The sequence below is a fragment of the Roseateles sp. P5_E11 genome (assembly GCF_054049355.1).
In genome coordinates, this window is the sequence record NZ_JBFUMO010000154.1 from 1 (window position 1) to 11,412 (window position 11,412).

At 67.4% G+C, this 11,412-nt stretch carries 13 protein-coding genes; 4 read left to right on the forward strand and 9 right to left on the reverse strand.

Features of this window, described 5'->3' with window-relative positions; all coding sequences use genetic code 11:
* Positions 1–99 precede the first annotated feature (99 nt).
* Positions 100–285: a YegP family protein gene (locus ACXJKR_RS13520; RefSeq protein WP_457323268.1), complete on the forward strand. Its 186-nt coding sequence runs from the start codon at positions 100–102 to the stop codon at positions 283–285.
* Between the two features lie 534 nt (positions 286–819).
* Here the strand turns inward: ACXJKR_RS13520 and ACXJKR_RS13525 are convergent.
* From ACXJKR_RS13525 to ACXJKR_RS13555, 7 genes are all read right to left on the reverse strand, one after another.
* Positions 820–1,026: a hypothetical protein gene (locus ACXJKR_RS13525; protein ID WP_457323269.1), complete on the reverse strand. Its 207-nt coding sequence runs from the start codon at positions 1,024–1,026 to the stop codon at positions 820–822.
* Positions 1,027–1,834: 808 nt separating this feature from the next.
* Entirely contained in the window at positions 1,835–2,572 is a 738-nt protein-coding gene (locus ACXJKR_RS13530; protein ID WP_457323270.1) for a helix-turn-helix domain-containing protein, read from the reverse strand.
* Between the two features lie 16 nt (positions 2,573–2,588).
* A complete protein-coding gene (locus ACXJKR_RS13535; protein WP_457323271.1) occupies positions 2,589–3,725 on the reverse strand; it encodes an epoxide hydrolase family protein in 1,137 nt (378 codons plus the stop codon).
* A 90-nt stretch (positions 3,726–3,815) separates the two neighbouring features.
* Complete coding sequence (locus ACXJKR_RS13540; RefSeq protein WP_457323272.1) at positions 3,816–5,174, reverse strand: multicopper oxidase family protein; 1,359 nt, start codon at positions 5,172–5,174, stop codon at positions 3,816–3,818.
* Between the two features lie 14 nt (positions 5,175–5,188).
* Positions 5,189–6,556, reverse strand: a complete 1,368-nt coding sequence (locus ACXJKR_RS13545) for a TolC family protein (protein ID WP_457323273.1) — start codon at positions 6,554–6,556, stop codon at positions 5,189–5,191.
* 72 nt (positions 6,557–6,628) lie between these two features.
* Positions 6,629–6,967, reverse strand: coding sequence for a hypothetical protein (locus ACXJKR_RS13550; protein ID WP_457323274.1), 339 nt, complete (start codon positions 6,965–6,967; stop codon positions 6,629–6,631).
* A gap of 13 nt (positions 6,968–6,980) precedes the next feature.
* Positions 6,981–7,835 carry a cupin domain-containing protein gene (locus ACXJKR_RS13555; RefSeq protein WP_457323275.1) on the reverse strand — a complete coding sequence of 285 codons (855 nt, stop codon included), beginning with the start codon at positions 7,833–7,835 and terminating at the stop codon, positions 6,981–6,983.
* A 99-nt stretch (positions 7,836–7,934) separates the two neighbouring features.
* Between ACXJKR_RS13555 and ACXJKR_RS13560 the strand changes: the two genes are divergently transcribed.
* Together ACXJKR_RS13560 and ACXJKR_RS13565 are read left to right on the forward strand one after the other, a co-directional pair.
* Positions 7,935–8,483 carry a carboxymuconolactone decarboxylase family protein gene (locus tag ACXJKR_RS13560; RefSeq protein ID WP_056195406.1) on the forward strand — a complete coding sequence of 183 codons (549 nt, stop codon included), beginning with the start codon at positions 7,935–7,937 and terminating at the stop codon, positions 8,481–8,483.
* A gap of 22 nt (positions 8,484–8,505) precedes the next feature.
* A complete protein-coding gene (locus tag ACXJKR_RS13565; protein WP_056197162.1) occupies positions 8,506–9,204 on the forward strand; it encodes a glutamine amidotransferase in 699 nt (232 codons plus the stop codon).
* On the opposite strand, the gene ACXJKR_RS13570 is transcribed toward ACXJKR_RS13565, so the two are convergent.
* Together ACXJKR_RS13570 and ACXJKR_RS13575 are read right to left on the reverse strand one after the other, a co-directional pair.
* Positions 9,184–9,927, reverse strand: a complete 744-nt coding sequence (locus tag ACXJKR_RS13570; RefSeq protein WP_457323276.1) for a LuxR C-terminal-related transcriptional regulator — start codon at positions 9,925–9,927, stop codon at positions 9,184–9,186. The two genes, ACXJKR_RS13565 and ACXJKR_RS13570, sit on opposite strands and share 21 nt — an antisense overlap.
* Before the next feature lie 104 nt (positions 9,928–10,031).
* The gene (locus ACXJKR_RS13575; RefSeq protein WP_457323277.1) at positions 10,032–11,009 is read right to left on the reverse strand and encodes an NADPH:quinone oxidoreductase family protein; all 978 of its coding nucleotides are present in this window, start codon (positions 11,007–11,009) and stop codon (positions 10,032–10,034) included.
* Positions 11,010–11,100: 91 nt separating this feature from the next.
* On the opposite strand from ACXJKR_RS13575, the gene ACXJKR_RS13580 reads away from it, so the two are divergent.
* On the forward strand, positions 11,101–11,412 hold a 312-nt coding region (locus ACXJKR_RS13580; protein WP_457323278.1), incomplete at its 3' end, for a 5'/3'-nucleotidase SurE.

The following is an 11,412-nucleotide window of genomic DNA, read 5'->3' on the forward strand; positions in this document are numbered from 1 at the left end:
CGCCAACCTTGACCTCGTGAACAAGGTCTCCGGCTCTGTCGTCATCGAACCGGGGTGCAAAATGACCATCACCGGGGCGGCAGCTTCCGCTGCAAAGCCGTGAGCAAGTTCAAGATCTTCCGTGGCAAAAACGGAAGATGGTTCTGGCACCTGAAGGCCAGCAACGGCCGGATCGTTGCGGATGGCGCTGGCCAGGGCAAAGGCTACCGCAGCCGGCGTGATGCCAAGCGTGGCGTTGAGGCTGTGCGTCGTGCGGCAATCGGGGCGGCGCCGGTCTTGGCGTGACGCGAAGCAACTGCGTGTTCTTCGCATGGCGCCTTTACTGGCGTCGTCGGTCCAAAGGTCGCGAGGGCTACCTGCTATTCCGCCGCTCTCGCATGGGCCCCTTCTTCCACGCGCTGTACGCCGAGGTGCGCCGCTGCGGCACYCTCAGAATCGTCAGCTACAAGCCGCTGGAGCCCGTGGAGCGGAAGCTGCCGCCAGCGCTGTTTCCGGGCGGGCCGAAGTTCGGTGACGGCGATTGGAACGACACAGTAGCCATTCCACCTCGGGAGAGGTGAGGGCTCAGAGTGAGTTAACAGGGCCGAAGTGCTGGCGCAGCGCCCAAGCACACCGCCAAGGCTCTATTCCCTCAGCAACCTGACCGGACACGTCGTCAACAAGCGTCGGCGCCACGGCTCGGCCGCGCTCCTCCGAAGCCTTGAGCCATGCATCGTGCCGGAGCATCGCCGGGAAGGCGGCCCCATAGAAGGCGCGCGCCTCGGCGTAGGGGTCACTGAATAGGCTTGAGAGGAAACACATGGTGTCGGGGCTTCTGCGCTACTGCTGCTTGGTGACATAGCGCCAAGCCTGCACGGAATCACGCGAGCAGTAGGCATTTTGCAGCGCGTGCGTGCAGTCGGTGAACCAAAGAGCCATCGGGCAAAAACCAGGTCGATACGCCACCTCGCGGACATCGCCACTGGCGGTCCATACCTGCATCGGACCGGCAGGGATGAAAGGTGGCGGCGATTGAATCCAGTCCATGTGTCGGGGCTTCTGCGCTATGGAAGAAGGAGAGGGGCCGACTCTCCGGCCTGTCACGAACTCGCTTTGTTGCGCCTCCGACCTGCCAGCATACGGTCCTGCCGTCCTGAAGCTCCGAGGCGGAGGGCTTGCGCCTTTCGTTCGACTCGAATTGGCTGAGGGCGGCCACGATCCCGCAACCCTGCGCGTACTGCTGCGCTTGACCCTCAAGTCTGCACGCTGCCCCTGCTTGTGACGGCACCACTTGACTGGTACAGGGTAAGGCGATCCAACGTGCAGACTTGAAGGTTGAGGGACCGGTGCTGATCTCCGGCATATCCCCGGTGAAGGGCCTCAAGACGGCCGGAGCCGAATGACCAATTCCTAGTTCATCTCGCGCATCAGCCTGCGCATTCCCTCAAGACTCCACCCCTTGTGCTTCCGTCAAGCGCCCGGGTGACGGACCCGGGACGGTTGGGGGATGGAGTCTTGAAGGCCCTCCCGTGGGAGGTGTCAGCGGGTCGGGCTTGAGTACCGGCTGCCCTGTGTTGGTCGTGCGCCACCAGAATCGAACTGGAGTTACCACCAGGCGTTTGCGCACACACAGGAACCTAGACCAATAGGCTGCGTTTCCATCCAAGCCGCCGCTGACGCCCTAGTGTCGCAGAGCGCCGATTGCAGCGCAAGAAATCTGTAGGCATCCGCGTAGGCATCGCGCGGAAAGTCAGCCGGGAGGCCGCTCTAATGCTGTTGGTGCGCATTCCCCCCTCTCCTCCAGCACAAGGCCAGTCCACCAGGACTGGCCTTTTTGCTTTGTGCGGGGCGTCAATCAGGGCAGGTTGGGTGCGCGTGGCTGCAACTGCCCCGGTGTGAGCCCCAGAATCCTGCGCAGCGAATGCGTGAGATGGGCCTGGTCGGTGTAGCCCAGTTCGGCCGCCACATCGGCGGGGCGCTGACCTTGTTGCAGCAGGCCTGCGGCGGCATCGGCGCGCAGGATCTGCTGCAGCTTCTTCGGGCTCATGCCGGTCACATGGCTGCTGTGGCGCTGCAGGCTGCGGTCGTCCACGCGCTCCCAGCCGCCGGCAGCAGCGCGCTGCACCAGCAGGTCCACCTCGATGAGGCCGCGCCGCGCAAGTTGCATGACGAGCTGCTCGGCGTTCTCGAAGCTGGGCAGTTCCAGGCGCTCGTCGCCGATCAGGAAGTCACGCCGCCCCGCGAACCCATGCACATGGCCCTGGTTCATCATGCGCTGGCCTGGTCGGGCGGGCATGTAGATCTCGGGTCGGAAAGCGATGCTGAGATAGCTGTCGCCGGCCTCGCTGCCCAGTTCCACGATGCGGTCGGTCTGGCCGGTCTGCAGCACCATCAGGCCGCTCCGGGTCTGCCGGAAGACGAGGTCCCAGCTGCCATCCGGCCGCACCAGATCCTGCGTCGCTGCCGTGTAGCTCACCCGGTCGATGTGCGTGATGAAACGCGCGGCCGATGGCGAATCGGCCGCGCGCGTTTCACGCTGGATGCCTGGGTTGTGGCCCGTCACGCCACGTGCATGCGAGGAGAAGGCATGCACGCATGGTAGCGACGACTTACTGCAACTGGGCGAAGAAGCGGCGCATGTCCCGCACCAGCAGCTCGGGCGCGTCCGTCGCCGCGAAATGCCCGCCATGCGGCATTTCGGTCCACTGCACGATGTTGCTGTGCGAGCGCTCGGCAAAGGCACGCACCGAGCGGAAGTCGTTCGGGAAGGAGGCCACGGCCGTGGGCACCGGATTGGGCAGTTCACGGTAGCCGGCGCCGGTCTGGGCGTTCTCGAAATAGAACTCCGCCGCCTGACCGCCGGTGGCGGTGAACCAGTACAGCGAGACATGGGTCAGGAAGCGCTCGCGGTCCATGGTCTGGGCGGCCTCGCCCTCGAAGCCGAAGAAGAGTTCGGCATTCCAGGCCAGCTGCGCCACCGGCGAATCCACCAGGCCGAAGCCCAGCGTGGCCGGCCGCTTGGACTGGATCTCGGCATAGCCGTTGTACTTCTGGAAGCGCTCGAGGTTGGCGAACCCGGCCCTCTCGAACGGGGACAGCTTCTCCATCTCGCCCGGCGCGCCGCTCGGGAAGGCGAAGATCTGCTGCAGGTGCACGCCCACCAAGCCCCGCGGATTCAGGATGCCCAGCTCGCGGCCGACGAGCGCGCCGCCGTCGCCCCCCTGGGCGCCATAGCGCTCGTAGCCCAGGCGCTTCATCAGCGTGTCCCAGGCGGCGGCAGTGTGCGTGGCCTCCCAGCCTGGGCCGGCCAGCGGCGACGAGAAGGCAAAGCCGGGCAGAGACGGGATGACGAGGTGAAAGGCCATCGCCGGGTCCAGCCCATGGGCGCGTGGGTTGCTCAAGGGGCCGATCACATCGAGGAACTCGGCCACCGTGCTGGGCCAGCCATGCGTGAGGATCAGCGGCAGCGCATGCGGCTCGGGCGAGCGCACATGCAGGAAGTGGATGGTCTGGCCGTCGATCTCGGTCAGGAACTGCGGATGGCGGTTCAGCTCGGCTTCGTGCGGGCGCCAGTCGTAGCCATCCAGCCATTGCTCCGCCAGTTCGCGAATGAAACCGGTGGCCTGGCCGCGGCTCCAATCCTGCACGGTGGTCTGGGGCCAGCGGGTCTGGCGCAGGCGCTGCTTCAGGTCGTCGATCTGGGCTTGCGGGATGTCGATGCGGAAGGGGCGGATGGTGGTGCTCATGACAGGCTCCTGGGTGGGGTGGATCGATGGAGTCAGTGTCTCGATCTGCCCCGCCGAGAGCTTGTTAAAACCCGCCAATGCGGCCCGCCGTCAATGTTGGTGGTGCCCTCCGGGCTTGCGCACCTGCACCTGGGCATCCTGGGGGGCCGCGCCGGGCGCCGTGGCCGCTGGCGGCGCGTCACCCACTTCGCGCGCCAGCGTGCCGGCGGGGTGCGGGAACCAGCCCGGGTCGCTGTAGTCGCCCCGCTTCAGTCCGCGCCTGACCTTGAGCACGCTGAACATGCCACCCATCGCTATCGATCCGAAAGGCCCGTCCCCGGCCATCATGGGCGCGGTGTTCTCCGGCCCCGGCATGCTCATCTCCGTCATCTCGTGCATGCCGCTGTGGCCCATGGCCATATAGCCCGGCACCAGCTTGCGGATCTTGGCCTCCAGGTCGCTCGCATCCACACCCAGCATGGTTGGCACGTCATGTCCCATCGCGTTCATCGTGTGGTGAGCCTTGTGGCAGTGGAAGGCCCAGTCGCCTTCCTCGTCGGCGATGAACTCGATCTGGCGCATCTGGCCGACCGCGATGTCGGTTGTCACTTCGGGCCAGCGCGCCGTGCGTGGCACCGGGCCGCCGTCGGTGCCGGTGACCTCGAACTCATGACCATGGATGTGCATGGGATGGTTGGTCATCGTCAAGTTGCCGATGCGGATGCGCACGCGGTCGCCCTGGCGCGCGACGAGCGGCGCGATACCCGGAAAGATGCGGCTGTTCCAGCTCCACAGGTTGAAGTCCAGCATGGTCATGACCTTCGGTGTCGCACTGCCGGGCTCGATGTCATAGGCATTGAGCAGGAAGGCGTAGTCGCGGTCCACGTCGGCGATCTGCGGGTGCTTCGCCTTGGGATGCGTGATCCACAGGCCCATCATGCCCATGGCCATCTGCACCATCTCGTCGGCATGCGGGTGGTACATGAAGGTGCCGGGGCGGCGGGCGATGAACTCGTAGACCCAGGTCTTGCCGGGTGGGATGGGAGGCTGCGTGAGGCCCGTGACACCGTCCATGCCGTTGGGCAGGCGCTGGCCGTGCCAGTGCATGCTGGTGGCCTCGGGCAGGCGGTTGGTCACGTAGATGCGCACGCGGTCGCCCTCGACGACCTCGATGGTCGGCCCGGGGCTCTGGCCGTTGTAGCCCCACAGGCGTGCGGTGAAGCCCGGCGCCATCTCGCGCACGACGGGTTCGGCGACGAGATGGAATTCCTTGACGCCGGCGTTCATGCGCCATGGCGCCGTCCAGCCGTTCAGCGTGACGACGGGGTTGTAGGGGCGGCCATTGCGTGGAACCAGCGGCGCTTGCGTGTCGGGCGAGGTCTGGATGACGGGTTCTGGCAGGGCCGCGAGCGCCACGGTGGACACCGCGGCCAGCGAGGTGCCAGCGAGCAGGGAGCGTCGATTGAGCATGGGATCCTCGGGATTCAGTGGGTTGCCGCGGCGGGGGCTGCGGCGGCCTGGGGCAGGGCTGGCGCGACACGACCGACAAGGGCCTGGTCGAGGTCGGCCTGGGCGACCCAGAAATCGCGCAGCGCCTCCTGTGTGGCGCTGACGGCGGCGACCTGGGCGCGAGCATCGGCCAGCAGCTCGAAGACGCCGATCAGCATGGCGTTGTAGCGCAGCAGCTGTTCGCTGGAGACGCGCTGGGCCAGCGGCAGCAGTTCGTCCCGGTGCTGGCGGGCGACATCGAAGGCGCTGCGGTAGAGGCCGTACGCCTCGCGGGCCTCGGAGCGGGCCTGGATGGCTGTATCCGCGGCCACATGTGCGGCTTCGCGGGCCAGCGCCTCAGCCTTCGGTTGGGGGCCGGGGCCGAAGAGCGGCAGCTCCAGCGCCACCTCCCAGCCGCGCTGGGTAGGCTGTTCGTTGGACGAGTTGCGTACCGTGCCCAGCTCCAGCATCGACACCCAGCGCGTCATTCGAGCAAGGTCAAGCTGGCGCGCGGATTGCTCCAGAGTCAGCCGCGCCGCCTGCACGTCCAGGCGCTGGGCCAGGGCTTGCGCTTCGATGCCGGCTTGCTCTCGCGGCGTGGTTGGTAGGTCGGGCAGGCGCTCCGGCAGGCGCAGTGCGCTGCCGTCCTCCAGGCTCAGCAGGCGCACGAGGCGTTCGCGTGCGGCGAGCCGCTGGGCCTCGGTGCGTGCCAAGGCGAGTCGGGCGTCGGCCTCGAAGCCTTGTTCGCGGGCCCGCGCCAAGGCATTGAAGTTGCCGGCGACCTGCATGCGGCGTGCGAGTTCCGCGCCGGCCTCGGCGGCTTCCCGCACCTGGCGGCGGTAGGCCAGGGCCTCCTCGGCCGCGACGGCGCGTACCCAGGCGCGGCGCGTGTCGGCGGCCAGGGCCAGCGTGTCGGCGGCGGCCTGCTGCTGCTCAGCCTGCAGGCGGCGCTGCTCGGCGGCGCGCACCAGCGGCAGGGTCAGCAGGCGCGCAAGGTCGATATGCCAGCCGCGCTCCAGTTCCACCTCGCTGCCACGCGTCAGGCGGCTGAAGCGAAAGCCTGGGTTGGGCAGGCGGCCGGCCGCATCGACGTCGGCAGCGGTGACACCAAGGCGTGCCAGCCGGGCCTGCAACCYGTGATTGTTCTGCAGCGCGAGCTGCACGGCGGCATCCGCCGTCAGCGGTTCTCGCAGTCGCTCGTCAATCTGGTGAGCAGAGGGCAGGGTGGCCGACAGTGGCTGGGCGGTGTGTGGCTCGGTCAGCCTGGAGACGGGGGCGATGCTGTCGGGGGGCGCGGTGGCGCAGCCAGTCAGCGCGGTCAGCAGCGCGAGCCCGCAGGTGCGGGCGAAGGGCAGGGGATGCATGCAGGGCCTCTCGGGGCGGTGCGAAGACGCCCGCCGCGCTTGGCAGCGGTGGGAACAGCGGAGAAGAGAAGCTCAGCCCCTGGGAGGCGGGTCGGGCAGTGGCGGCACGACGCCAGCCCAACGCTCGGCCGGCGCCTGGGCGACGCGCAGGGCCGGTGCGGCAGGCGGCGTGTCCAGCGTCAGCACGGGCGGCGGCGCGGCCGCCAGGCAACAGGGCGCGCAGAGCTTGCAGGGCTTGGCCGCGTGGTTGTGGGCATCGCCATGCATGCTCTGGTGGTCATGGCCGGCGTGTTGCTCTTGCATGGGCACCGGTGCCGGCTCACAGCCCAGTTGGCCGGCCGCGAGCAGGCTGCGCAGGGGCAGCAGCACGAGCAGCAGGCAGAGCAGGACGAAGCGACCGACGCGATGCATCTGCGGCACTTTACTACCCGTGCTGCTGAAGCCAGGCCCGCGGCGACGTGCCCGCATGCCGCTGCGCGAACAGCCGGCTCAGGGCCGAGGCATTCGCATAGCCCAGCTCGGCCGCCAGCGTCTTCAAGGACTTGCCGGCGCGCAGTTCGGCGCGGACGATGGCCAGGCGCCAGTCGGCGAGATAGCCGGCGGGCGTCTGGCCCAGGGCGTCGCGAAACGCCTCGGCAAAGCGGCTGCGCGACATGCCAGCCTCGGTCGCCATGGCTGCCAGGCTCCAGGCCTCGCCCGGCCGGGCATGCAGGGCCGTTAGCGCCCGGGCCAGGCGCGCGTCCGCCAGGCCGCGCATCAGGCCCAAGGGCAGGGCCGCGTCGCGCTGGTCCAGCATCCAGCGCAGCAGTTGCAGCAGCAGCACCTCGAACAACCGGTCTGCCAGCAGGCGTTGACCACAGCGCACGTGCTCCGATTCGCCGAACAGCAGCTTCAGCGTCGCGTCAATGCCCTCCACCTGCGCCAGCGGGAGCACGACCAGCGGCGGCAGCGCCTGCACGAGTGGGTGGCCGGCCTCGAAGTCCAGGGTTGCGCAGACGAAGTCCGAGCCCTCGGTCGGCGCGTTGTGGAAGTCGTGCGCCAGCGGGCGCGGGTAGAAGACCAGGCTGGGTTCGCGCACCCACAGGCGTTCGATGAGGCCGGTCGCACGGGCATGCCTCACCTCCATCTCGCCATTGCGCATCACATGCAGGAAACCGCGGCCGGGCCCTGCATCGAAGTGGGTCACGCCGCACAGCGGCCCGGCGTGGAAAAGGCTGGCGCGCACGCGAAAGCGCTCGAACAGCGGGCTCAGGCGGTCCAGTGGCGGGCTGTCAGTCACGGTACGAATGGGTTGAATTATTGGATGAAATGATACCTATCGTTCCTGCCTGGCAACGACAGTGGAGGCCTTCATCCACTGCCCTCGAAAGGCGACACCATGACCTCCCGCGTTCCCCTTGTCTCTGCCACCGACACCCCCGCCGCAGCCCGCGCGACGCTGGACGCGATCCACGGCGCCTTTGGCGCGACGCCGAACATGTTCCGCGCGGCGGCGAATTCGCCTGCGGCGCTGCAGGCCATGTGGTCCTTCTTTGGCGCTCTTGGTGGCGGGGCCATCCCGGCCAAGCTTGGTGAGCAGATCGCTGTCGCCGTGGCCGACCGCAATGCCTGCGAGTACTGCCTGGCCGCGCATACCGCCCTGGGCCGCAAGGCCGGCGCGACGCCTGCCGAGATGAACGCGGCCCAGGCTGGTGAGTCGGCCGACCCGGCGACGGCGGTGGCGCTGCGCTTCGCGCTCCAACTCGTCGAGCAGCGCGGCCAGGTGGGTGATGCCGATGTGGCAGCCGTGCGCGCGGCGGGGTTTGGCGACGGCCAGATCGTCGAGATCCTGGCTCACGTGGCGCTGAACCTGTTCACCAACTACGTGAACGTCGCGTTTGCGGTGCCGGTGGATTTCCCGAGCGTGAAGCTGCGCTCGGCTGTCTGATCGAGAGGCGATGATGGCGCAGATGAAAACCGCCCTGGCCCTGCGCCATCTCGCCTTCGAGGACCTCGGTCTCATCGAGCCCGTGCTGCTTTCACGCGGTTTCGATGTCCGCTATCACGAGGCCGGCGTCGACGACTTCGCTGCCGTTGATCTTGATGCAATCGATCTGCTCGTCGTGCTTGGCGGGCCGATCAGCGTGGAAGACGAGGAACGTTTCCCCTGGCTGGTCGACGAGGTCGGGCTGATCCGCCAACGACTGGACTCACGCCTGCCGCTGCTCGGCATCTGCCTGGGCGCGCAGCTGATGGCCCGAGCCCTGGGCGCGCGCGTGAAGCCGATGGGCGTCAAGGAGATCGGCTTTGCGCCGCTGACCATGACGGCGGCGGGGCAGGGCACGGCGTTGGTCGAGCTGGGCGATCAACCCATGTTGCACTGGCACGGCGATCAGTTCGAGTTGCCGGCCGGGATGGTGTCACTGGCGGCGACGACCGTCTGCCCTCACCAGGCGTTCGCGCCGCACAACCGGGCCCTGGGCCTGCAGTTCCACCCCGAGGTCGCGCCCGAGCGCTTCGAGCAATGGCTGATCGGCCATATCGACGAGCTGGCGCAGGCCGGCATCACGCCGAATGAACTTCGCGCCGCGATGTCGCGCGAATCTGAAGGATTGCGAGCCGCCCTGAAGCGGCTGATGGACCGCTGGTTAGACCAGGCCCTGCTTTGACGCCAGCACCRCCGCTTCCGCACGGCTGGACACGTTGAGCTTCTTGTAGATGCTCTTGATGTGGTCGTTGACGGTGAACCACTTGATGCCCATCAGGTTCGCGATCTCCTTGATCGTGAAGCCCTTGCTCAGATAGGTCAGCACTTCGCTCTCGCGCGGCGTCAGGCGTTCCCATTCGGGCGGCGGGTCCAGGGCGACGCTGCGGCTGTTGGAAAAGCCCGCGTGCGAGGACGACAGTGAGCCGAARCCCGAGTTCAGCGGCATGGTGCCGCTGTCACTGGAGCCGGGACGGAAGTGAGACAGCAGGCGGCGTGCGATGGCGGGTGACAGCGGCGGCTGGCCGCGCACGATGCGCTGCAGCTCCTCCACCAGCACCTCGAAGCGGTCTTCCTTCAGCAGATAGCCGTCGGCACCGCACTGCAAGGCCGGGAAGAGGTGGTCGTCGTCCGAATACAGCGTCGTGACGATCTTGATGGCCGGAGATCCCGCCAGCTCGGTCAGGAACTCCATGCCGTTGCCGTCGGGCAGTTCCAGGTCGACGAGGATGAGCTTGAAGCTGATCTCCGGGTTGCCACCTGAAAGCTTGGCCACCTGGCGGCGGGCGTTCTCAAGGTCACCGACTTCGGTGAGCTCCATCGCGTCGCTGAAGCTCTCTCGCACCACGCRGCACAGGAAACTGCGGGCAACGGGGTTGTCTTCGATGATGAGAACTTTGACGGTCATGGCGCGTGGCGGGCAGCGGCTGTCGATTCGACCGTCGAGAATGTAGCGCACCGCCCCCTAGAAGCTCCGGTGGATCGCCCTAGTCCAAGCCCCCGGTTCAGGCTTCACGAATTGGTAAGAACTAACTTGCCGACCACCTCGCGGGCCGCCATGCGCGCGAAGGCGGCAGGCAACTCCTCCATCGGCAGCACCCGGTCCAGCACCGGCTTGATCTTGCCCGCGGCGTACCAGGCCGCCAACTCTCCCAGCATCGTGGCGTTATGCCCAGGCTCGCGTTTGGCGAATTCGCCCCAGAACACGCCGACCAGGGACGCGCCCTTGAGCAGCGCCAGGTTCAGCGGCAGCGCCGGAATCTGGCCCTGCGCAAAACCGATGACGAGGTAGCGGCCGCGCCAGGCGATGGAGCGGAAGGCCGCTTCGGCCAGGTCGCCGCCAACGGGGTCGTAGATGACGTCGGGCCCCTTGCCTTCGGTCAGGGCCTTCAATTCATCACGCAGGTTCTGCGTTGCGTAGTTGATGGTCGCGTCGGCGCCAAGGGCCTTGCAGGCCAGGCATTTGGCATCGCTGCCCGCCGCGGCGATGACCCGCGCCCCGGCGGCCTTGGCGATCTGGATGGCGGCCGTGCCGACGCCACCCGCCGCGCCCAGGATGAGCACGGTCTCGCCGGGCTTCAGAGCTGCGCGGTCCACCAGCGCGTGGTGGCTCGTGGCATAGGTACAGATGAAGGCCGCGGCGTCCTCGAAACTGAAAGCTTCGGGCAGCGGCATGGCCAGCACGGCCGGGATGCAGACCTCGGTGGCAAAGCCACCCAGGCCGCCAAAGGCCGCGACGCGCTGGCCCACGGCAAAGCCCTTGACGCCTTCGCCCACCTCGGTGACCACGCCCGAGAACTCCGTGCCTGGCACAAAGGGCAGGGGCGGCTTCATCTGGTACTTGTTCTGCACGATGAGMAGGTCAGGAAAGTTCAGGCTGGCGGCGTGGATAGCCACGCGGATCTGGCCCGCTGGCAGAGCGGGAGCGGGCAGTTCACGCCATTGCAGCGCCTCGACGCCCACCGGGTTCTCGCAGAGCCATGCCTTCATCGTCGTCTCCAGATTTCGTGAATTGGCGATGATAGGAATCAAGGTGGTTACACCCGGTCTCGCAGGTGACGCTCTCCCTACAATTGGCCCCATGCGCATCCTGATTTCCAACGACGACGGTTACCTCGCACCGGGCCTCGCGGCCCTGGTAAAAGCCTGCGAAGGCCTGGGCGAGATCGAAGTCATCGCCCCCGAGCAGAACGCCAGCGGCACGTCCAACTCGCTGACGCTGAACCGGCCGCTGAATGTCCACCGCGCCGCCAACGGTTTCCGCTATGTCAGCGGCACGCCATCCGACGGTGTCCATCTCGCCCTGACCGGTCTGCTCGGCTACCGGCCCGACCTGGTGCTCTCGGGCATCAACAACGGCGCCAACATGGGAGACGACACGCTGTATTCCGGC

Excerpts from the sequence above, each read along its gene's own strand:
- ACXJKR_RS13565 (WP_056197162.1), top strand. The coding sequence starts at position 8,506 with ATGAAAACCGCCCTGGCCCTGCGCCATCTCGCCTTCGAGGACCTCGGT.
- ACXJKR_RS13560 (WP_056195406.1), top strand. The coding sequence starts at position 7,935 with ATGACCTCCCGCGTTCCCCTTGTCTCTGCCACCGACACCCCCGCCGCA.
- ACXJKR_RS13535 (WP_457323271.1), bottom strand. The coding sequence starts at position 3,725 with ATGAGCACCACCATCCGCCCCTTCCGCATCGACATCCCGCAAGCCCAG.
- ACXJKR_RS13525 (WP_457323269.1), bottom strand. The coding sequence starts at position 1,026 with ATGGACTGGATTCAATCGCCGCCACCTTTCATCCCTGCCGGTCCGATG.
- ACXJKR_RS13540 (WP_457323272.1), bottom strand. The coding sequence starts at position 5,174 with ATGCTCAATCGACGCTCCCTGCTCGCTGGCACCTCGCTGGCCGCGGTG.
- ACXJKR_RS13550 (WP_457323274.1), bottom strand. The coding sequence starts at position 6,967 with ATGCATCGCGTCGGTCGCTTCGTCCTGCTCTGCCTGCTGCTCGTGCTG.